Source organism: Pedobacter nutrimenti, from assembly GCF_032678445.1.
Lineage (GTDB): Bacteria > Bacteroidota > Bacteroidia > Sphingobacteriales > Sphingobacteriaceae > Pedobacter > Pedobacter nutrimenti_A.
Map to the genome: position 1 here is coordinate 1 of NZ_JAVTSQ010000014.1, position 22,753 is coordinate 22,753.

18 protein-coding genes are annotated in these 22,753 nt (G+C 42.2%); 13 read left to right on the forward strand and 5 right to left on the reverse strand.

Features of this window, described 5'->3' with window-relative positions; translation table 11 throughout:
- The first annotated feature begins 258 nt into the window (after window positions 1–258).
- The 3 genes from R2S08_RS23325 (at window position 259) to R2S08_RS23335 (ending at window position 1,752) form a co-directional block, all read left to right on the forward strand.
- Window positions 259–486 (forward strand): helix-turn-helix domain-containing protein, encoded by a 228-nt coding sequence (locus tag R2S08_RS23325; RefSeq protein ID WP_316837407.1) that lies wholly within the window; start codon window positions 259–261, stop codon window positions 484–486.
- Window positions 483–818, forward strand: a complete 336-nt coding sequence (locus tag R2S08_RS23330; RefSeq protein ID WP_316837408.1) for a HipA N-terminal domain-containing protein — start codon at window positions 483–485, stop codon at window positions 816–818. Before R2S08_RS23325 ends, R2S08_RS23330 begins: the two co-directional genes overlap by 4 nt.
- 91 nt (window positions 819–909) lie before the next feature.
- Complete coding sequence (locus R2S08_RS23335; RefSeq protein WP_316837409.1) at window positions 910–1,752, forward strand: HipA domain-containing protein; 843 nt, start codon at window positions 910–912, stop codon at window positions 1,750–1,752.
- Between the two features lie 287 nt (window positions 1,753–2,039).
- On the opposite strand, the gene R2S08_RS23340 is transcribed toward R2S08_RS23335, so the two are convergent.
- Window positions 2,040–3,734, reverse strand: a complete 1,695-nt coding sequence (locus tag R2S08_RS23340; protein WP_316837410.1) for a SusD/RagB family nutrient-binding outer membrane lipoprotein — start codon at window positions 3,732–3,734, stop codon at window positions 2,040–2,042.
- Window positions 3,735–3,780: 46 nt separating this feature from the next.
- Window positions 3,781–7,176: a SusC/RagA family TonB-linked outer membrane protein gene (locus R2S08_RS23345; RefSeq protein WP_316837411.1), complete on the reverse strand. Its 3,396-nt coding sequence runs from the start codon at window positions 7,174–7,176 to the stop codon at window positions 3,781–3,783.
- A gap of 334 nt (window positions 7,177–7,510) precedes the next feature.
- Between R2S08_RS23345 and R2S08_RS23350 the strand changes: the two genes are divergently transcribed.
- From R2S08_RS23350 to R2S08_RS23365, 4 genes are all read left to right on the forward strand, one after another.
- Entirely contained in the window at window positions 7,511–8,098 is a 588-nt protein-coding gene (locus R2S08_RS23350; protein ID WP_316837412.1) for an RNA polymerase sigma factor, read from the forward strand.
- Window positions 8,099–8,275: 177 nt separating this feature from the next.
- Window positions 8,276–9,286 carry a FecR family protein gene (locus tag R2S08_RS23355; RefSeq protein WP_316837413.1) on the forward strand — a complete coding sequence of 337 codons (1,011 nt, stop codon included), beginning with the start codon at window positions 8,276–8,278 and terminating at the stop codon, window positions 9,284–9,286.
- Between the two features lie 213 nt (window positions 9,287–9,499).
- Window positions 9,500–12,799, forward strand: coding sequence for a TonB-dependent receptor (locus R2S08_RS23360; protein WP_316837414.1), 3,300 nt, complete (start codon window positions 9,500–9,502; stop codon window positions 12,797–12,799).
- Between the two features lie 10 nt (window positions 12,800–12,809).
- A complete protein-coding gene (locus R2S08_RS23365) occupies window positions 12,810–13,634 on the forward strand; it encodes a hypothetical protein (protein WP_316837415.1) in 825 nt (274 codons plus the stop codon).
- Window positions 13,635–13,685: 51 nt separating this feature from the next.
- Here R2S08_RS23365 and R2S08_RS23370 read toward each other — a convergent pair whose 3' ends face one another.
- Window positions 13,686–15,119, reverse strand: a complete 1,434-nt coding sequence (locus R2S08_RS23370) for an AAA family ATPase (RefSeq protein WP_316837416.1) — start codon at window positions 15,117–15,119, stop codon at window positions 13,686–13,688.
- Between the two features lie 217 nt (window positions 15,120–15,336).
- Here R2S08_RS23370 and R2S08_RS23375 point away from each other — a divergent pair, with 217 nt between their 5' ends.
- From R2S08_RS23375 to R2S08_RS23390, 4 genes are all read left to right on the forward strand, one after another.
- Window positions 15,337–15,801 carry a hypothetical protein gene (locus R2S08_RS23375; protein ID WP_316837417.1) on the forward strand — a complete coding sequence of 155 codons (465 nt, stop codon included), beginning with the start codon at window positions 15,337–15,339 and terminating at the stop codon, window positions 15,799–15,801.
- 99 nt (window positions 15,802–15,900) lie between these two features.
- Window positions 15,901–16,233, forward strand: coding sequence for a hypothetical protein (locus R2S08_RS23380; protein ID WP_316837418.1), 333 nt, complete (start codon window positions 15,901–15,903; stop codon window positions 16,231–16,233).
- Between the two features lie 95 nt (window positions 16,234–16,328).
- The gene (acpA, locus tag R2S08_RS23385) at window positions 16,329–17,645 is read left to right on the forward strand and encodes an acid phosphatase (protein WP_316837419.1); all 1,317 of its coding nucleotides are present in this window, start codon (window positions 16,329–16,331) and stop codon (window positions 17,643–17,645) included.
- The gene (locus R2S08_RS23390; protein ID WP_316837420.1) at window positions 17,629–19,398 is read left to right on the forward strand and encodes a cytochrome c peroxidase; all 1,770 of its coding nucleotides are present in this window, start codon (window positions 17,629–17,631) and stop codon (window positions 19,396–19,398) included. Before acpA ends, R2S08_RS23390 begins: the two co-directional genes overlap by 17 nt.
- A gap of 9 nt (window positions 19,399–19,407) precedes the next feature.
- On the opposite strand, the gene R2S08_RS23395 is transcribed toward R2S08_RS23390, so the two are convergent.
- Together R2S08_RS23395 and R2S08_RS23400 are read right to left on the reverse strand one after the other, a co-directional pair.
- Window positions 19,408–19,638 (reverse strand): hypothetical protein, encoded by a 231-nt coding sequence (locus R2S08_RS23395; protein WP_316837421.1) that lies wholly within the window; start codon window positions 19,636–19,638, stop codon window positions 19,408–19,410.
- A gap of 179 nt (window positions 19,639–19,817) precedes the next feature.
- The gene (locus tag R2S08_RS23400) at window positions 19,818–20,858 is read right to left on the reverse strand and encodes an NAD(P)-dependent alcohol dehydrogenase (RefSeq protein ID WP_316837422.1); all 1,041 of its coding nucleotides are present in this window, start codon (window positions 20,856–20,858) and stop codon (window positions 19,818–19,820) included.
- A gap of 451 nt (window positions 20,859–21,309) precedes the next feature.
- Here R2S08_RS23400 and R2S08_RS23405 point away from each other — a divergent pair, with 451 nt between their 5' ends.
- A complete protein-coding gene (locus R2S08_RS23405; protein ID WP_133783901.1) occupies window positions 21,310–21,516 on the forward strand; it encodes a hypothetical protein in 207 nt (68 codons plus the stop codon).
- Window positions 21,517–21,577: 61 nt separating this feature from the next.
- Complete coding sequence (locus R2S08_RS23410; RefSeq protein WP_316837423.1) at window positions 21,578–22,750, forward strand: HlyD family secretion protein; 1,173 nt, start codon at window positions 21,578–21,580, stop codon at window positions 22,748–22,750.
- Window positions 22,751–22,753: the final 3 nt, after the last annotated feature.

Genomic DNA, 22,753 nt, shown 5'->3' on the forward strand with positions numbered 1-22,753 from the left:
ACAATATCAATCGCATTGTTCCTAATATCAATGAGTTTTGTTGCTTCAAGGGGCTAGAAAAGGGGCGAATTAATTTGAAGATAATGGGTCTTCTATTCCCCGTCTATTGGCTCATTATCCGTTCTTATTAGCTCATATCAGCTCACGCAATATAGGAAAAAGGTCGAATTTATATTCATATGCATATAATTCTACTCATCTGTATGATTTTATATCTATTTACATATAATTTCACTATTTTTACATAAATAGATGTAAATGCATATAATGAAAGGATTGGCGTCGTTTGTAAAAGAAAAGAGAAAGCTTGCCGGATTAACTCAGGAGGAATTCGCTGAGCGGGCTGGCGTCGCGCTTACAGTCATTCGCAAAATTGAGCAGGGAAAGGAAACGTTGAACCTGGCCAGTGTAAATCAGGTTTTGCTGATGTTCGGAAGTATACTCGCTCCGGTTAGCACAAAGGAAATAGAAACGGAGGCATCATGAGAAAGGGCTTGGTATTATATAACAATATACTTGCAGGGGTGCTAACTGAAACGGATGAAGGGGAGTACGAATTCGAATATAATGCAGATTACATTGCAGCATACCCTGATCAGCTGATCACATTTTCTTTACCAGTAAGAAGAGAAAAATATGTAGCCAATAGGCTTTTTCCTTTCTTTGAGGGTTTAATTCCTGAAGGATGGCTATTAGATATTGCGACAAAAAACTGGAAGCTGAATGCCAATGACCGCATGGGCTTAGTACTCGCCTGTTGCGGGAATTGTATTGGAGCGGTAAGTGTTGAACCTGTTGAACAAGATCATGAATCATAAGTGTTTATATTGTTACAACGAGCTGAGGGACGAAGTCGACTACCATGAGAAATGTAGTTTGGAATTCTTTGGAACGAAAACTCCCCCAAAAATGGAGTATTCACTTGGAGATATGGATAAGCTTGCAAGAGATGTCGTAGAGCGCAGTATTGCTATCCCCGGTGTTCAGCCCAAACTTTCCTTGACGCTGGTTAGCCAAAGTTTGGATCAGGGAAATGCACCCAGACTTACTGTTGTGGGTGCAATGGGTGGGAACTATATATTCAAACCACCTTTCATACATTACCCGTATATGCCTGAAAATGAACATGTAACTATGAGGATAGCTGAAGGCTTCGGGATACCAGTTGTAATGTCATCGCTCATCAGACTTGGTTCAGGTGAGCTTGGCTATATCACCAAAAGGATCGACCGCACCAAAGAGGGTGGGAAAATCCATATGCTGGATATGTTCCAAATCTTAGAAGCCTTCGACAAATACAAGAGCTCAATGGAGAAGGTGGGTAAAGCAATCGGGGATTATTCTGTAAACACGCAATTGGACAGACTTTATTATTTTGAGCTTGCTCTTTTCTGTTTTGTATCGGGAAACAGTGATATGCACCTGAAGAATTTTTCAATGATCCTGTCATCGCAAGGCTGGATTTTATCTCCGGCATATGATTTATTAAATGTATCACTGGCCAATCCAACTGACAATGAGGAGCTAGCGCTTACGCTGGGAGCTAAAAAAAGGAAGATTGGTCGGCCACAATTTGACGAGCTTGCTGAGCGCCTGGAATTAACAACCCGGCAAAAGGATCGAGCTTATAACCGCTTGCAGAAAAATCAGAATACAGCAGTGGACTGGGTCGAAAAATCCTTTTTACCGGATGATGTAAAAGAAAGGTATCTTTCTATCATGGCCTCACGATACAAACAACTCGGCATGTAATTAATTTCAGTGAATCAACAGGGCATTTATTAATCCGGGAGATTTACAAGAGCCAATTAAACTGCGCAGGGATGACTGGATCGTGGAATCATGAGGCACAGGATGCAAAGCAATTTGCCACCTGATGGCAGCCCCCTTTTCTTTAGTGGCGATATGGCAAAATTGGATAAATTTACTATCAACGTGCTTTGCAATCCAGATATTATCATAAAGTAAACGGTCAGGCCCTGTTTCCAGAGCCTGACCGTTTACTTTATGTACTGACCGTATTTTATGTGTTTAACCTATTATAAACCTCCTCCAAAAACAGGAGCGTTTTTATCATACCAGATTCTTTGGCTGTTTAAAGTTGGTACATCTTGTGCCAATGGTGTAAAACCCTGGTCTTGTAATGCTTTTTGCCAGTTGGCCCTGTTCACTTCGCCTGGATCATTTGTCCAGAAACGGCGTGGGATAATTTCGTTAAATGCTTCTCTTGGATAATAGGTAGAATTATTTTTGGGATATCCAGTTCGACGGCAAAAAACAAATGCTTCTGTAGGGTTGCGGAACAGGTTAAGGTATTGTTGTATATAGATCTTTTCCAGGTTACCAGTTCCGTTAAACATCACCTTGGCATTAGCTAGGTAGGCATTGATTTCTGTTGTTCCATCGCCGGTGCTATATGCAGGGGTTGATACTGCTGCCACTGCGATGCTGTTCATGGTTTTAATAGAAGAGGTAATTCCCTTTTTATACCAGTCTTCGGCCGTACCGTTTGTATTTACACTGCCTGCATAGCCCTTCTGAATAAATTCTGCAACAAGTAGGCAAGATTCAGCATTGCTCACCATTACATCTGTAAATACACCGGTGGTATTTCCACCAAATCTAGGTGCAAAGAATTTTCGGTTAATACGGGAGATCAGAAAATACTTTGTTGTAGTGTTACCCACCTGAAAAGGATTTTTTATGTAGGCGGCAAATGTAGGATTAAGAGTCCAGTCGGCTGGGCCGCCTTGGTACATAATCAATGGATCATTGATATTAATAAAAGAAGGGAGGGTTGCGCCATTTTGAGTAAGAACAGTTCTAAAGTCTCCCTGCAAATCATTCTTGTCAAAATACACAGGTAATCTGGGGTCATTCGCTGCTTTCAAAAAGCTCATAATTGAAGTAGTGGCGTAACGGGGAGATCTGTAGTCAATATCGGCCGGACCGAAATAATCAACGCTTGAGTAAGACAATTGCGCATTATCAACGCTAATAGGTCCTATTGCGTTACTCATTACCTGTTGAAAAATTTCCTTTGTTTTGGCCTGGTTTTGATTTTCTAATCTCGCAGCGATGCGCAGCTTTAAGGTATTGGCCAGCATTACCCATTTTGCCCAATCGCCTTTGTAATAAATATCATTAGTACCAAAATTTTGTTGTGCCGGTAATGAATTATTTGCCAATACAGCTATGGCATCATCCAGTTCTTTAAGCCAGGTACTGAAAAGGGTTTCCTGGTTATCAAATACAGGACTGTAATTACCACCATATCTCCCTTTCAAAGCTTCAGTATAAGGAATAGAACCATTCATATCTGTTACCTTAATTCCTTGCACTACCTGTACGATATAAGTGACAGCAGCCATTTTCTGATAAGCACCCTTATCCGCTTTCATATCTATTTGCCTTCTGATTTCGAAAAGGTTGGGTAATATGGATTCATAAAAAGCATTGTATCTGCTATTCACATTATTGGATATCTCATAAGGATCGGAGGTAATGTGTTGCGTAAAACGCCAAAGCTGTTCCATGCTTTCCCATATCCATTCTGTACCCTGGTACGTAGCCAATTTGTCCTCTGAATAGCTAAATAAAAATTTTACATCTGGTACCGTAACACTATTTGGATTTGTATTGATCTCTCCAAAGTTCTTTTTACAAGATGAGACGCAAACTAGGCAGGTTATAACTGCTGCGAGTTTTATATGTATTGATAATAATCTTCTCATGATCTAAATAATTAATTTTTTAAATGAACCTTTCTCATTAATGCTTTTAGAATGATGCCCTCACTGAGAATGTTATAGTCCGTACCATTGGCAAAAATCCATTTTCACCTGAATAGGCGGTGTTATTTGAATTGTTAGATGCCGGATTGAAATTTAAAGGCAGGGTATGATAAATATACCATAAGTCACGTCCGACAACTGAAAGGGCCAAGCCATTCAGCCTCATTTTTTCATATATACTCTTAGGGAAGCTGTAGGTTACTCCAACCTGACGTAATGATATGTATGAATTTTCCTTAATCCAGTAATCTGAAACGCCGGTAGAAGATGAACCATAACGATAATAAAACTGAGGAGCATGTGTGGGCTCTACGAATCCTTTGTCATAAGCTTCCTGAAAGGTCATGCCACCTACATTAACCTGACTTCCATTTGGCTGTGTTATCATTTGTCCCGTCGGGAAAACCCCATCAGGAATCATTCCGTCGTCATACTTTACGTTGTTGTATTTACTCACCCAGGTAATGCCACCAGTTGCTGCATCCCTTCCTTCCAGCGTATTGGCCAAAGCACCGGTATGCGTACCGAAACGGTAAGATGCCATTACAAAATCACCGCCGATTTTAGCATCAAGTAAGAAGTTAATACTGAAGCTCTTATAGGTGAAAGTGTTGTCAAATCCCGCTCTGAACTTAGCATTGATATCACCTACATCCTGAAACTGATTACTTCTGGCCGGGAATGCAGCTCTGGCATCACTACGCCATGATAGGATAGGCTTTCCATTCCTTGGATCATCAATGTTGTTACCGCTTCCATCTTTCGCCTGGAATTTGGTAGAATTAATTTGACTACGCAAGGTGCCATAAGCTTTACCAACAACCGCCCAGGTACTTATTTCCGCAATATCGGCACCAAGATTAAGTTCTGTTCTTCCAGGATACAGTTCAACAATTAGATTTCTGTTTCTGGAGAAGTTTAATGCTGTATTCCAGGTAAAGTTTTTTGTTTTTACCGGTATTGCATCAATCGCCAGTTCAATACCTTTATTTTGGATATTACCTGCATTGATCAGAATAGCCCCAACGCCTGATTCAACTGGTGTTCCTATATTGATGATTTGGTTTTTAGTATTGTCTTGATAAAGACTTAAATCCAAACCTAATCTGCTTTTCAGGAAGCGCATTTCCAGACCTATTTCTTTAGCTATTTTTCTTTCAGGCTTAAGGTTAAGCTGATTTACGGTGCTGCTGTTGTAAGTAGAGATTGGCACTGTACCGCCATTTGCATTCGTAAATCCATTGATCAAAAAGCCTGAATTTAGTGTAAAAGGAGCAGTATCATTACCTAGCGCAGAAATATTGGTCCTCAGTTTTCCAAAGCTGATCCATGAAGGAAGAGTCTTGAATGTTTCAGAGAATACCCAGGATAAACTGGCTGCCGGATAATTATAAAAATTGTTTCCACTTCCATCTGAATAAGTCAGTGCTGATGACCAATCGCCACGCCATGTTGCCTGAAGGAACAACATATTCTTATATCCTAAATCTGCACTGGCATACATCGAATTATAGTTCTTTTTACTTAAAACACCACCATTAACAGTAGGTGGATTAAAGGAGTTGGAAATGAAGAATCCTCCTGGATAAAGTAGTCCGCCACTGGTTGAGCTGTTTTCAAAATCAACTCTGTTGCGCTGTGATTCCCCACCGATATAGCCATTAAGTGTAAGGTCTTTGCTGATGTCTTTGTTCATCATTAACATGGCCTTTAAAGTGTTACTTTGCTTATTACTAAAGCCAAGGCTATAAGAACCTCCGGTAAAGTTGATTCCTAAACCTAGTTCTGAAGTTTCAGTTCTGGTGTAAATATTATTAAAATTGCCCTCCAGTACTAATTTTGCCCAGTCGGTTAATACCGCGGTTACGGCAGCACGGCCCCTGAACAATTGTTCATTTTGCGTGTAATTGTTATTATAAAGCGCATACCAGAATCTAGATTCCGGAGCATCATTAGGCTCATTAGCATTATTCGGATCAGGTGCACCACCTAAAATACTAGTGTATTTATCCTTTTGTATCCAATAGTTTGTATCATAATTACGTGGTAATACCCAGGTATACATGTGCCCAAGGTTAAAAGAACCAAATGCATCCAGTCCACCCAATCTTGGTGGGTTTTTTCCATTAAAATTGGTGTAAGCAATACTTGCGTCTACACTTATCTTTTTATTGAAATTATGTGTAGCCCTCAGATCAAATGCATTTTTTGTAAGGTCATTGTTTCTGGTTACGCCTTTGGCGTCATTATGATTGTATGTTAATCTGAATGTGGAGTTTTCTGTTCCTCCCTCCAGCGCAACATTTGTATTGTTACCTACACCATTTTGAAAGGCATCCAGGTAATTATTTGGCTGTGGTAAGTACTTGGTTGGCGTTCCATCATAATTGGTTACATCCTGTCCCAACATTCTTGGCCCCCAGTTTTCCAACTCTCTCCCGATTTGTTTATCTATATAAGGCAGTCCGGTAGAAGGGTTAATGGGGAAAACTTTTGTTGTCCAGTTATCAGATTGATAGTTTGGATCTCTGTTATCTGTAAAAAAGGCACCCACAGAACCTCCTCCAAATTCATTTTGAAAGTCTGGTCCTGAATAAGGATTTGAAATGCTGGTCGCATGATTGAGGGTAATTCCAATACCTTTCCTTAATGATCCTTTTTTAGTCGTAATCAGCACTACACCATTTATAGCTCTTGAACCATATAAGGCTGCAGCGGCAGATCCCTTTAAAATGGATACCGTTTCAAAATTGTCTGTATTTAAATCTTTAAGGTCATTACCAAAATCTCTGCCTGTACCTTCGAACACATCATTGTCCATGATTACTCCATCAACTACAAATATGGGTTGGTTGTTTTTGCCAAGCGTAGAGTTTCCACGGATCACAATCTTTGCATTTCCAAACAGACCACCAGCACCCTGATCAATCTGCACCCCAGCTACTCTTCCCTGCAATGAATTAATTGGATTTATTTCATTTGACTTGGCCAGGACATCTCCTTTTATTTCTGTAACAGAATATCCTAATTGCCTTTTTTCCTTTTTAATGCCCAAGGCCGTGACGACTACCTCATTCAAGGCTTTGGCGTCTTCCAGCAGCTTCACATTGATTGTGGCATTGTTGCCAATTGCAATTTCTTGCGAAGTAAACCCCAAAAAGGAAAATTTAAGGGTAGCATTTGCATTTACACGGATGGTAAATTTACCATAGTTGTCAGTTGAAGTAGCCGTCGTACTTCCTTTTTCATTGATACTAACTCCCGGCAATGGGATGCCAGCCGCATCCCTGACAATACCAGTGATTGTCTTTTTTTCTTGTGCAAATACATTCGTGGTGCTTAAGGCATACAAGAAAATAATAAGTAATAGTTTAAGATTCATAATTGGTTAATTTAGGTTAACTAAAAGGATATGAACCACCTTGGTTTACATACAAGTTACGGAAAAAACAAGTTTAAACAAATATTTTTCTTGTCGAATGAGATGTGTTTTTTTTATAAAATCCAATACTTTTGATCGTGTCGATTTCCAATGCCGCAATGTCTCCGTAAATGGATAATATTGACTGTCATTCAGCTTGCTGAACGCGCTGCCATTGATAGGGTAACCCTTCGAAAAATTGAGCGGGTGCTTTGTTAAGCAACCATTTGTTAATATATATTTAACATGTTGTTATCCCTCTATTGGGTATTTTTGCTTGAAAAAATTGGTTAAAATGCTGTTAAAGCCGAGAAGCGAGTATGAGTTGATTTCCAGTTGGAAAAATGGAGATGAGCAGGCTTTTGACCAGTTATTCAAACTCCATTTCTACAAGCTTAACCAGTTTGCGCTTCGGCACACCAATGACCCGGAGCTGGCAGAGGAACTGGTGATGGACATTATGCTCAAAGTTTGGCAAAAAAGGGAAGAACTAGAACAGGAGCAGATTTCCCTTTCCCCCTTTCTTTTTCATATCCTGAAAGCGGCCATTTCCGACAATTACCGCAAAAAGCGAATCGCCCTTATCGACATGGAAGAGATCTGTGATGAACCTGAGTGTCCGGTAAAGGCCGACGATAGGCTTTTGTCGGCTGAATTAAGCAACATTTATCAGAATAGCCTTGATTATTTGAGCCCTCAGAAAAGACTCGTGCTGAAGATGAGGCAGGAACAAGGCATGAGCTACAAAGAGATTGCCTGCGAGTTGAACATTTCAGTCAAAACAGTGGACAGTTACTTAAGCGAATCCATTTCCTTTGTGAGGAATTACCTGAGAAAACATACCGATATTACCCTTTTTCTGATCGTTTTGTTAACTTTTTAATATTTACTCACCCATCTATCTGGCAGGACATCTTCTGGCCGGCGGTTTGATTTTTAATTTATTTTGATTGATAATCAGTAGTTTATGTTGTGGACTGTAAAAAATTGATTTTTCGCACCGGGAACTTCCCTGTTTCTTACGGTATACTATACAGAGGCGCTTATAAATGCTTTAGCTATGGAAGAATCAATAGACAGGGAATTACTGCTGAGGTATACGCAGAAGAAATGCACTGCAGAAGAAACCCGTCTGGTAAAAGAGCTTTTGCTGCAGCCACGGTGGCTGCAGGCTCTTGACGAATTGCTGGAAGAGGATTTTGAAAATTTTGAGGCGGATATACCCGATGAAGAACTGAGTAAGTATTGGAACAAGCGTTTCCATGAAAAATATATTGATCCTCCTGCCTCCCCTTTATGGCGCCGTTCCTGGCTGAGATATGCTGCCGCCTGTGTACTGATAATCAGTATAGGCTTATATTTTTTTAACGCAGAGAGAATGTCCCGAAAAAGGAAGGATACGATCTCGATGCTTGAAAAAATAAATCCCAAAGGCCAGCGGTCGAGGCTCCTATTGCCCGATAGTTCGGTTGTTTATCTTGGCGCAGAAAGCCGCCTTAGATTTCCCGAAAAGTTCGGCGCAGGAAACAGGGAAATTTCTTTGGCGGGTGAAGCTTTCTTTGAGATCACCAAAGACCCTGCGCACCCTTTCATTATTCATACCGGTTCTGTTCAGACCAAAGTATTGGGAACCTCCTTTAAGATCAGCGCTTTTGAAGGGAAGCACCTGACCGTATCAGTAGCCACCGGAAAAGTAAGTGTGGCACAGAAAATAGCAGGAAGAGATGCTGTGCAGTCACTTGCCGTGCTTACACCTGGCCAGGAGGTGAACTGGAACCCACGTACCCGGTTGACGGAAATTCATCCGGTCGATGCAGAGCAGGTAAGGGACTGGAAAGACGGAACAATGACCTTTGTTGCCACCTCACTTGGCGATATCGCAGAGAGTCTGGAACGCTGGTATAATGTGAAGATCAATTTCGCGGACAGCCGCATCCAAGATTATCATGTTTCTCTGATTGTTAAAGGCACAGACCCTTTAAACCATGCCTTGGATATCATATGTAATACCACGCACCTGAACTACAAAATAAAGGGCAAAATAATTACTGTAGCAAAAAAAGGAGGATGATGATTTAAGCCCTGTAAGAAAAAAACCGTTCCCCGCAAAGGGAACGGCTGTTAAGTTTCTCCATTAGCATATAGTTTTCGACGACCCTTTGCTAACGGCGAAAAGCTACCGACAAGGTCGGCGGCCTGATTAAAGCAATTTTTATTAAAAACAACTCTAACATTCAAAAATATGCAAAATGTAGTACAACTACGTCCCTATATACTATTTATTATGCGATGTTCATTCATCATATCAGCAATACAGTTCATCTTCGCGGGGATGTTGCTTGCAGCAAATGCAAAGGGCCAGAATCTGGATCAGATAAAAGTAAATCTATCCCTGAAAGAAGCAAGCCTACAAGAAAGCTTGCTGCTGCTTCAGCGAAAAAGCGGGATACGTATTTCTTTTTTTGATGAGGTGTTACAAAAAGAAGTAAAGAAAGTAACCTTGAACAACAATAGTATTTCTGCAGGTGATGCGCTTCGCAAAATACTTTCGGGTACAAAGCTCAACTATCGGCTGGTGCAGGATTTTGTGATCATCGATGCCAAACCGATCCCCTTAAAACCGGGGCGTATCTCTGGTAAAATTGTAGATGATAGAGGCGAATCTTTACCAGGCGCATCTGTACGTGTAATAGAAACGGGTAGCGTTACGACGACTTCTGTTGATGGCAACTATAGCTTAAAACTGCAGCCGGGCACCTATACGCTGCAGTTTAGTTTCGTTTCTTTTCAAACTCAGCGGGTTACCGGTGTTGTAGTCACTGAAGACAAAAGTACACCGCTTGATATCGTATTGAAAACAGACGCAAAGGGGTTAAAAGAAGTGGTTGTTACGTCGGGATATAAAAAGGCATCAGTAGCCGGTTTATATGCGAAGCAAAAAAACACCTCCAACCTTTCGGACGGGATTTCTGCAGAGCAGATCAGTGCAACGCCGGATAAGCACGTAGGTGAAACCCTGAAACGTATTACAGGGGTATCTACAAACGAAAATAAAAAAGTAGTCATTCGTGGCATTGCTGAGCGTTACAATGTATCCCTGCTCAACGGAAGCACTTTACCTAGTACAGATGTTCAGGAACGTGATTTTGAGTTCAACCTGATCCCGACCAACCTGGTTGAAAACATCGTAGTGGCCAAGTCCATCACCGCAGATATGCCTTATGGCTTCGCTGGAGGTTTGGTTCAAATCACCACCAAATCTGTACCTGAAAGTAACTTCCTTTCCGTGAGTGCAGGTACCTCTTTTAACAGCCGCACCACAGGGAAAGACTTTCTGGGCTATGGTCGTGGTAAATACGATTATTTAGGTTTTGATGATGGGGGAAGAAATCACTTTCCGGATGGTCTGTTGAACCTGATCGGTAAGTTTGATCCAACCAAAGCAGACAGCCAGAATGAGATCAAGGCTGCGCAGGTTGGTGAACAGAACAAACGTATTGGCGGAACGGAGCGGTTAGGCGCACGTCGTTTTGCAGCTATGCCATCACAAAATTACCAGCTGAGTTTGGGCAGGACATACTCACTTGACAGTACTAAAGTACGCAACCTTGGTTTTGTGGCCTCGCTGAGTTACCGGAATACGCAAACCAATGACTACGTTTCCAATATGCGCCGGGGCGACTGGTCACATGAACCAGCGCGCGGGGATGATCCTACAGATGTAAATACCGGGAATATATATGGCTTTAATACCACTTTAGGCTTATTGTTAAATGGTGGTTTTAAAACAGAAAAACACCAGATCAATACCTATAATTTATATACAAGGATATTTGATAACAGGTTTAACCGCTATACCGGCTGGTCTTTTGAAAGTCCGAAAAATGATGGGGATATGAAATACGCTAGCATATTGGAAGATGACAGACCTAAATTTACTGATCTGTTGCAGAATAAAGTAAGTGGTGTCCATCAATTTAATTCGATCAGGGTGGAATGGGGCTTAGCCAGGACCTCCTTAAAATCGGTAGAGCAGGATGCGGTTTCGGCCTCGATGACCGCCAGGGAAATAGCAAACAGGGTGCTGTACATCTATCAGCCAGGCAGCATAAGTGATCCGGGGTCTGGTCCATTGCACCGTGATAAATACATCTACAAAGAAAATAATCTTGATGCTGTGATCAGCGCTGCATATGATTTTAAGCTGGGCAAAACCAGTAATACCTTTAAAACTGGTGTTAATTACCTAAAAAAGCATGCGTTTTATGATTGGGAGGTGCTTCCTATAGCAATGGGACCTAACGGCACTGTTCCTATAGAGCTGCTTCCTATCCAGGAATGGGGCAATTATATGAGCATGGAGAACACTGCAAACAGTTTATTTTATTTTAAGCAAGATTACACTTCAAATAAATTTGAAGCTAAAAGCATAAATAAAGGTGCATTTGTAATGTTAGATCATAAATTGCTACCAGGCCTTAGGGTGGTTTGGGGCGCCAGGGCCGAATATTTCAAGCTGGATACGATTACCAACTCTGCCAGTAAACTGGCGGACAAAAATAGTAAGATCTTTTTTGCAGAAGACAAGGATTGGTATTTTCTGCCTTCGGCAAATATCACTTACTCTCCCTTAAAGGACTTGAACCTGCGTACATCCTATGCCAAGTCGGCCGTTCGTCCGGGACTGATGGAAAACTCAAGATTTTCGCGTTACAACCCCAACTATGGCTCGGTTGTGAGAAGCAATGGTGTTAGCAGTACCATTATTGATAATTACGACGCCAAGATAGAACTGTTTCCGGGCGCTGGCGAACTCTTGTCGGTAGCCTATTTTTATAAGTATTTTGATAAACCGGCAGAGTATTACAGGATAGACAATGAAAATAATGGCAGGGGTTACATCACCATCGCGAACTCTGACTGGGCAAAAGTAAGGGGCTGGGAATTTGAGCTTCGCAAAAGTTTAGGTTTTGTGTATGAAGGACTTCCTTTTCTACGGGACGTGTACATTAGTGGTAACCTTACCCTTCAAAAATCAGAAGTGAGGGCACGCGAGGTACAGTACGAAACTACACCTGCCGGCGTTGATACGATGTATTATAAATACTTGAAATATCCTCGTGCGTTGTATGGACAGGTTCCATTATTGTATAATGCAGGAATACAATACATCGGGAAAAAACTGGGATTAAACCTAACCTATAACCATGCCGGGTACAAAACATTTATTACCGGGGTAGAGCCTGCTTATGTTGAATATGAAAGACCGCGTTCACAAATGGATGCGCAGATCAGCTATAAATTTTTGAAAGGTAAGATAGAAACCAAGTTGAATGTAAGCAACCTGCTGGATGCCCCTTTCCGTTATTTCATCAACGATCCAACAACGTATGAACTGAAACCTGGAAACGAAGGTAAATCAAACCTGGAATGGAACGATAAATACAAGTATAAATTTGGTTTCTCGGAGAAATTTGAAGAGGGCTATGTTGATCCGGTGACGAACAGACGGGTTGGCGACCGGGAAACTTTTACCCGCTATACCGGCCGTACGTTCAGTCTCACTGTTTCCTATAATTTTTAATTTATCAATCATGATCAAAAAAATTAAAACACTCTGTCTGGCAGCTATTCTGCCTATATTACTGTTTAATGCTTGTAAGAAGGACGGGACGCATATTATGCCAACTATAAAAGCTATTCATAAAAACTTTAGCGTAAGCGGCTTTGTTCTTGGAGATACGCTTGAACAGTATTTTGACGGGGTTAAAATGCGTGAATACTACGGGCCGGTAAAAACCACAGGTTTCCAAAATCAAATGGCTTTTGTAACCGACGAGGTCAATATGGAACTGAGAAAGAAAAGCACCGGGGAAATGGTCTACCGCCAAAAATTTAACATTAACGATGAGCAAAATATTGTATCCCCTTTTTATTTCGATGGATTGAAATTTAATCAGGGGTATAGCTACCCTGACCCAATGGGAGATGAATATACAGCGAATTTCTATGTGGATCCCTCTGGCGGTTCTGATCTGGTAGACATCAATATTGATGTACTTGAGTACTATTATGATAGTACTAAGCCCGACCCCATAATCGTGGTAAATACCACAACATTCCCAATAGCTGAAAACGTTCAGCCCGGGAAATGGACACCTTACTTTAAAGTTCCAATACCTGAGGTTATACCGCAACAAAGTGGTACAGATATATACCCGATTGTAGTGATCAGGGATTCAAAAACCAAAGTGTATTATGTCAATAAAAACAGGGACCAAAGCACCATTAATATGGAATTACCTTATGCTGGTGCTTCTGCCGGCAAAGTACAGAGCATGTTTCTAAACAGGAAACCAGTCGATGGGAAAAGTTTTTTTCTGGAGTTTTATGATCTTGTACAGTTGTTTCCCCGCTAAGGATTCTTCATCAATTATGGGCAGGCTGTTGTGGCCTGCCCTTTTTAAATATTAGGGCAGGAACAAATCGTCCATGGTGACCTGGTTTTGTACCAAGCCGATAGAATAAACATTATTTTTAACACCATAGGTGGTGATCATGGAGAGAAACAATGTTTTTTTTGTCTTGCTCTCCCGGCGGAATACATCAAGTTTCTGCTGTAATTCGGCAGCATAAGTCTTATCTATTACGAATTCACTATTGGAGAACTTCATTTCACATATGCTGATGATATTATCCTGTCTGTCCAGTAACAAATCGATCTGTGCACCATTTCCGGTTCTTGGGGCGTGCCGCCAGGCTGAATTTTCAGTAAACACTCCTGAAATGCCCAGCGCCTGCTTAATGTTATCTGTATGTTTCAGGCAGATTCCTTCAAATGCATAACCGCTCCAACTCCTCCATGATGACGCAGATGATTTTTTGATCCATGTCCCTGCACCGGTGGCCCTGGAATGTTCGATAAATTTGAGGTAGAAAAGGCTGTATTCGTCACTGAGTTTGTAGATGCTCTGATTGGCATTTTTCTGGAAAGGCAGGTAGGGCATAATGAAGCCAGATTCCACAAGTTCCTCGAGTAATAGACTAGTGGTTCCTCCACTTTGTAGGTTACAGGTGGCAATGATCTCATTTCTTGTCAATCCGGATGGCTTGTCTGCAAGTGCTTTGATTACGGAAATGTGCCGGTCTGCGTTTTCGAAAAGAGAGCGGTAAAGGTTTGAGAATTCTGTTGAAAGGAGACCATCCTTAGTGAAGCAAAGCCTGTCAATTGCCTGAGTAGCACTCTCCCCTTTTTTGAGTTCTTTTAGATAGTGTGGCACACCGCCCATTGCCATAAAAATGGTCAACATCTGGTAACGGTCAATATGGATATTATTGCTTTTCAGGTACTGTTCTGTCTCGTGTAATGTGAAAGGTAGAAGGCGTATTTTCTGCGTCAATCGGTTGTGCAAGCCTCCTTTGCTGTTGACAACTTTTTTGATCATCCAACTGGCTGCAGATCCACAGATCGCAACGATCAGATTCGGCTGTTGTGATCCCCATTGGTTCCAGAAATATTCAAATGCGGAAAGAAAGCCTGATTTATGTGAACTTAACCAGGGGAATTCGTCAAAGAAGATGACGGCCTTTCTCTTCTTAATGATGGGGGATGCAAATTCCCTGAGTTGCCAGAAGGCTTCCGTCCAGTTTTTAGGAACTGCGGGAGGTATTTGGGCCCCTGATGCCGCTGCGATGGCCTTGCTGAAATTGAGCAGTTGCTCGGCAGCATTCGCATCATGCACTCCCGAAAGCTCAAAGATAAGCTGTTTCTGGAAGACTGAGCGGATTAGGAAAGTCTTTCCAACCCTTCGCCTGCCAAAGACCGCTAAAAGTTCTGATGAAGGGGAGACAAGTGTCTCCGATAGTATTTTTTTCTCAGCGATTCTTCCAATAAGCAATTCCATTTTTCTCCTTTTTAATAATGGTTAACGATGAAAATAATTTTATCCGCAGCCAAAATGTGTTTTAAATATAGAGTTTTGGCTGTGGATAAAAAAATATCCACAGCCAAAATATAGGTAAAGTACATTAATTTGGCTGTGGATAAATGTGTCAGTAATTATTTTTATGCAGCTGTAGCGAATTTCTTCTGGGGATCGTTTTAGTATAAAAATTACGCTTATGAAAGTCACTACACATTGGAAAAGTTTGTTCAGTTTTATATTATTTTTAACCATACTAACAACTGCCTGTAAAAAGGGTAAACCTGTCGCGATTCCCACTCCCGAATTAATTGGTAACTGGACAGAGGATGTACATCCTGGTGTTTCCTCGATCATGCCAAGGGGATTGTTATTGTCAAAGGACAGTATTCATTTTGTGTCCTGGGACCAGGCAGCTCAGCAAGTCACCTATGTGCAGGGTACATATAGTACGCAGGGAAATAAGCTGATCACAAATTTTAAGGAAATTGTGATAAGAAAAAATAATGACAAGATTATTTCAAGGACAGCTGTAAGCGGTAGTTATTTTGAAAATGCCACCTATCTATTGAATGGAAACAAGCTGACTTTAAACTACACAAGTTATCCAGCCGATGCACCTACGCCTGCAACAATGACTTTTAACCGCATGCTACCGGATTAAGGCGTCATTGATGAAGCTTTAATTCCACATTCAGAACGGGTTTTATAAACCAGAGACTAGGAAAATCTAACAATAAACTGTAGGTTTATCTCGTCATTAATGAATTGCAAAAAGAGAATCGGCATTTATATTTTCACCCTTGGGGTGTTTATGTTCCTGTTGCGCCCTTGTCTGGCCTATCAGTTGTCCAGCGTTTCTGGTGGTAAAGCCAATTCTGCTCAGGGCTGGAACCTGTCTCAGCGGTTGATCAAAAAAAAGGATGATTACCATACACAACATGCAGAAGTGGCTGTTGTCAAGGTCTTTACGCAAAAGACACCTGTCTATCTGGTCAAGGTCTTGTTTAATGCCCTCTATCCAATGGGGAGGATCTATTCTGTTCCATTGATTCGGTATGGACTGTATCATTGCTTTCAGCCAGGCGCACCCTGAACTCATGTCTTTGTCTGCAGCACTAAAAACGATTTTAGTGCAACTATACATTACTAATAAATAATTGACTTAGATTTAAATTTGTTCGGTATTTTATGAGAGCAATCCTCAAAACCCCATTTCTTTTATTGACCGCTTTTGGTCTGACAGCTGTACCTGCGTTTGCGCAATTGAATAAAGTGAAACATGTTGTGGTCATCTACATGGAGAACCACAGCTTTGACAACCTGTACGGGCAATTTCCTGGTGCAGACGGTTTAGCGCAGGCTAAGCAAGAAAATATTATCCAGTTGGATGCTGAAAATCAGCCTTATAGTTCACTGCCTCCTATTCCGCGCAGCAGTGCTTTTCCAACCAATCTGCCCAATACCTTTTTTAACATCGATCAATATATAGCTGCTGACCAGGTTAGTCCTGATGTTACCCACCGTTTTTACCAGGAGCAATTGCAGATTAATGGTGGGAAAATGAATAAGTTTGCTCATTATAACTTTACCAGGGGTTTCGCCATGGGGTATTATCGGACCAAGGATTTGCCACTATATGATCTTGCGAGGAAATATACGGTGTGTGACCATTTCTTCCACAGCGTTTTCGGGGGATCTTTTCTGAACCATCAGTGGCTGGTTGCTGCTGCCACACCGATGTTCCCTAATGCACCTGCAAGCATCAAGGCGCAGGTAGATGCTCAAGGCAAACTCATCAAAGATGGTACAGTAACGCCTGATGGCTATGCAGTGAACACCATCAATTCCATCAACCTGTACCCGAAAAATGGTAACCCGGCTTTTCTGGTACCGAACCAGACCGGACCCAATATAGGTGACCGTTTGTCTGACAAGGGAATTTCCTGGGCATGGTATTCAGGCGGATGGAACGATGTTATTGCAGGTAAACCAGCCCCCTCATTTACTTACCATCACCAGCCTTTTGCTTATTTCGCCCGTTATGCAGCAGGCACACCGGGCAGGAAGGAACATCTGAGGGATGAGACTGAGTTTTTGGAAGCGGCGAAAAAGGGTACACTGCCAGCCGTTTCTTTTGTGAAACCCATTGGTCTGGAGAACGAACATCCGGGTGAATCGACGGTGACCGGTGGGGAAAGTCATGCTGTGGAACTGATCAATGCGGTCTTGAATGGCCCTAATGGTAAGGACGCGGTTATTATTCTGACCTATGACGAGAACGGTGGTTTCTGGGACCACGTTGCTCCGCCTGTGATTGACAAATGGGGGCCAGGAACTCGTATACCGGCCCTGATCTTTTCTCCTTTTGCAAAGAAAGGCTATGTGGACCATAGCATTTATGAAACAGTAAGCATTCTGGCTTTTATTGAAAAAAGATGGGGTTTGAAGCCGCTCAATGACCGTGATAAAAATGCCGACCCGCTAAGCCATGCCTTCGATTTCTAGAGTTATTGCTCTGGTTTTTCTGGCAATGGCGGCTGTTACCCTGCTCTCTCTTCGACAGCCGGATAGGCCTGTAAGTCAGGTCAAACAACAATTAATCCGTCAGGCAGACAGCCTGGTGTTTGCGGTCCGGTTGCTGCAGGCTACAAAAATGGATGTTGCACATGGCCAGCTGCTGCAAAAGCGTTTTCGCGAAGTGCGTTTGGCTTATAAGCGGTTGGAGTGGGCCACGGAATACTTCGACCCACTTACTGCAAGGCAGGTGAACGGCCCGCCGGTGCCGGAAACAGAACTCAGCGGATTGGTGGTCCAGCCTGACGGGCTACAAGTTATTGAACAACAGCTCTTTCCTGAGCTTTCTTTAAACAACAAGAAGGAACTGAAAGGTTTATTGGATCGTCTGGCAATCCATGCAGCGGAATTCAGGGAATACTTTCAGCGGGCAGATCTGCAGGACTGGCAGATTCTTGATGCCTTAAAGCTGGAAGTTTTCCGGGTGGAGACACTTGGTCTTAATGATTTTGACGATCCTTTGTCTAAAAATTGCTTTGCCGAGTCGGCTGCAGCTATGCAGAGTTTGCAGGCAGTGACGGCTTATTATGATGATATACCGGAATTTGACCCGGCCATCCGTTATCTGCAAGGCCCGGTAAGCTTTGATCGTTTTGACCGGGCCGCTTTTATGATTCGTTATGCCAACCCGCTGAGCAGGGCACTGCAGCGATTAAAAACCCGGTTAAAATTACCGGATGTTCGCTATAACCGCCTGCTCAACCAGGATGCTGAAACCTTATTCGATACAAACGCCTTTAACCATAATGCTTATACTGTCGAACCCGGAGATTCCGTAACGGCCGAAAAGATTGTTTTAGGGAAGAAATTATTCTTTGATCCCGTCCTTTCAGGTAATGGCAAGCGCAGCTGTGCTTCCTGCCATAAGCCTGAACTGGCTTTTACAGATGGTCTGGTCAAAAACCTGGATATTACCGGTCAAAAAAGAATCGCCCGGAATACCCCGACATTGATCAATGCAGCTTTACAACCGGGGCAATTTTATGACATGCGTGCACCTTCGCTGGAAGATCAGGCGCGGGAAGTGGTACAAAATCCGGATGAAATGCATGGTGATGTACAGGTCTCGGCCAGTAAACTATGGCAGGACGAAGACTACCGGAAGCTGTTCAGCCTTGCCTATCCACAAAAGGGCCGCATGGCCATTGATACTTTTGAAGTCATGAATGCACTGGCCGCTTATGTGCGAAGTTTGACTGCGCTGAACAGTCGTTTTGATGCGTATATGCAGGGAGATCAACAGGCCATGAAAAAAAGCGAACTGGCAGGTTTTAATCTTTTTATGGGCAAGGCGCGCTGTGGGACCTGCCATTACCTGCCGCTGTTCAATGGTTCTTTGCCACCGCGCTACATGCAGATGGAAGCAGAAGTGATCGGCGTTCCTCAAAAGAGAAAGGCTAAGCATATTGATGCTGACCCGGGCCTCTATGGTATCCAGCCAGAAGATTTCAATAAATACGCCTTTAAGACCACGACGGTGCGCAACGCTGCCAGGACGGCGCCATATATGCATAACGGTGTATTCCGTACCATGGAAGAAGTGGTGGATTTCTATGATAAAGGTGGTGGTACAGGAGCCGGAATTAAAGTCCCTAACCAGACCCTGGATGCCGGACCATTGCACCTGAGCAAAAAAGAAAAAACCGAATTGATCGATTTTATCAGGAGTCTGGATAGCCGGTAATATTTATCACTAAATATTATTGACCTCGAACCCACCGTAGGAAACCATCTCGGCATTGTGGGATACCGTTAGATTTAGCTTCATACTTTCGATGAGTGCTTTTGCCTGACTGATGTTCCTGTGGAGGTCATTGATGCCTCTGATTTCAATTCCTTTGGCCAATAGTTTAAATTTACTAGGCTCGAACTTATGGATGAATTTTTGAAGGTCTGAACTGATCTTGATATCTGTCTTATTCATATTAAAATGATTATCCGTCTTTGTGGCAAAACAAAACAATTTGTTTTAACTCCTGTGTTGGATAATGTTATCTTTTTAATAAGAAACAGGGAGTATGTGTATAAATTAACAGCAGCTTAACAAAGGGAGTTTTCCGATAAAGCTGCTGTTAATTTATTTACTGAGGATCAGCTGTCTGATTAAAGTGTAGCCATGTCAATTACGAACCGGTAACGTACATCACCTTTCAGCATTCTTTCGTAAGCATTGGAAATGTCTTTGATGTCAATCAACTCTATGTCGGAAACAATATCGTGTTCTGCACAGAAATCAAGCATTTCCTGAGTTTCGGCAATACCTCCGATTCCTGATCCGGCTACGCTTTTACGGCCGCCTAACAGGGAGAAGGGTTGGATGGCATAAGCTTCGGAGGGAACGCCAACACAGATATGTGTTCCATTGGTCTTTAACAGGGAAAGATAAAGGTCCATATCATGTACAGCTGATACGGTATCCAGGATAAAATCAAATGAACCTTTTACGGCTTCCAGTTGTGCGGGATCTGAGGTCACGACAAAGTGATGCGCACCAAGGGCTTTGGCTGCCTCCTCTTTGGATGGGGAAGTACTGAGTACAGTAACTTCGGCACCAAATGCAACCCCAAATTTAACGCCCATATGTCCTAAACCGCCCAGGCCTAACACAGCCAGCTTATGGCCTTTCCCAACTTTCCAGTGACGCAGGGGAGAATAGGTGGTAATTCCTGCGCAAAGCAATGGTGCAGTAGCGGCCAGGGATAATTTTTCTGAAACCTGTAATACAAATTCTTCGCGAACGACGATGGAATTGGAATAACCACCATAGGTAGGTACACCAGATCTGTCTTTGTTGTTATAGGTTTGGGTGCTGCCTTCCAGACAGTATTGTTCCAGTCCGTCCTTACAGTTTTCGCAAACCTGGCAGGAATCCACCATACAGCCCACACCTGCAAGCGCACCTTCTTTGAATTTTTTAACATGATCACCTACTTTAACGATCCGGCCAACGATTTCATGGCCAGGTACCATTGGAAACAGGCCTGGAAACCAATCGTTCTTAATCTGGTGGAGATCTGAGTGGCAAACACCACAGTATAATATTTCAATCTGGACATCATGAGGTCCTACCTCCCGGCGTTCAAAATTCCAGGGTGCTAAATCTGTTTGTGCATCTTGTGCAGCATATCCTTTTGCTTGTATCATGGTTAAGATCTTTGTTATTGTACCTAACAAATGTAAAGCTTGCAAGTTAATTGGCAGTTAAAACATTCAAAGGAATACTTACAAATTTCAAACATTAATAATTAGACTATTCCCTGTCTGCGTCAAAATGAATAAACTGAATAAAGGCGGTGCCTGAGGTTTAAAATAGCCGTTTTAACCCCAAAAAACCGCTTTTATAGTTTTTTGCGCTGACTCATGTAAACCCTTGCCAGGGCTTGCTTTTTCTGTCTTTAGGCATTCTACATTATATTCGCTTAGCGTTTGGCCAACCTGGGCGTTAACCTGAAAAGCCTTTAAAAGAGTAAGGAACTTAAATTTTTAAAAATCCCTATTATGAAACCATCATGTGCAACACTGTGGAAGCCAATTGGAATAAATTGTTGGTAGCACATGATCGCTTCATGACCGTTTAAAACAAAATTAGAATCCGATGAAAAATTTAGAATTAAAAAATCTTGGTGTTCAGGAAATGAACACAGCTGAAATGACAAAAGTTAATGGTGGTGGTCTTTTAGGCGGCATCCTTGATGGTCTTTTAAGTTCTGTTGCTGGAACAGTAAATGCTGTTACTGCTGACTTATCTACATTCTTGAACAAAACATTAGTTAATGTTGCAAAATTTGTTTGGGGTTTGTAAGAAAAACCGAATGATAACCCTTGTTCCGAATCAGGAACAAGGGTTATTTTAATATACGACTATGGCGCTATCTTCACACTCTGCGGAAACAATATCCTCAACTTCCATTGTTTACCGTTCGCAGATCAGCAGGTCCAGCCAACTTATTTATCAGGTTACCGTCCTGGTTGTCCTGGGGACTTTTGCAGCATTGCCCTTTATTAAAACGCCAATCAGTGTAAAAGGCAATGGTGTATTACAATCCTCTCTGGAAAAAACAGAACTTCTGATACCTGTTAATGGCCGGCTGATCCAATACAGGCTGGCAGACAATAAAAAGCTTAACCAGGGGGATACACTCCTGGTCATTGATGCGGGTTTGCCCAAACAACAAACTGTACTGGTGCAAAACAGGGCCGGCCAACTCCATCAGTTTATACAGGATATCAATATCCTGCTGAACTACAAAAAACAAAGTAAATTCAATCCACCAAGCCTGCAGACCGGGCAATACAGTGCTTCCTGGCAACAATTTGCACAAGAGTTGGAAAATGCAGATGTGACTAAAAGACAAGCGGAGAGTACTTTTGCCCGCTACAATAAGCTTTACCAGAATAAGGTGCTCACGGTAGCTGAATATGAAAAATATAAGTTCGAAATGGAACAGGCAGAATCCGCCTATCTCATGGTCCGCACAAAATACAGAACGCAGTGGCAAACGGAAGCCAACGGATTTAGAAACGAACTTCGTCAGCTGTCTGGTCAGGAAGCGGAACTGAGCGAACAGAAAAAACAATATGTACTTCGGGCACCGGTAACCGGATCTGTGCAAAACCTGCAGGGCTTGCAAAACGGAGCCTATGTGTTTGCCAATCAAAAGATCGGAGAAGTATCTCCTGATGCCAGTGTAATGGCTTACTGTTATATCAAACCTTCGGATATAGGGCTGATTAAAAAAGGTCAGGAAGTGAGGTTCCAGATTGATGCTTACAATTATAACCAATGGGGTTCTGCGGCAGGAAGGGTCGTGGATATCTCTGATGATATTGTGATCCTTAATGGCAATCAATCGGTATTTAAAGTGAAATGTATCCTGGATCAGGATCATCTGACCTTAAAAAATGGGTATAAAGGTTTTTTAAAGAAGGGAATGAATTTTACGGCGAGGTTTACGGTAACCAGCCGTAGTCTGTACCAGTTGCTGTATGATAAGGTAGATGATTGGGTAAACCCCAATGTAAACGGAAGGAAATAAGGC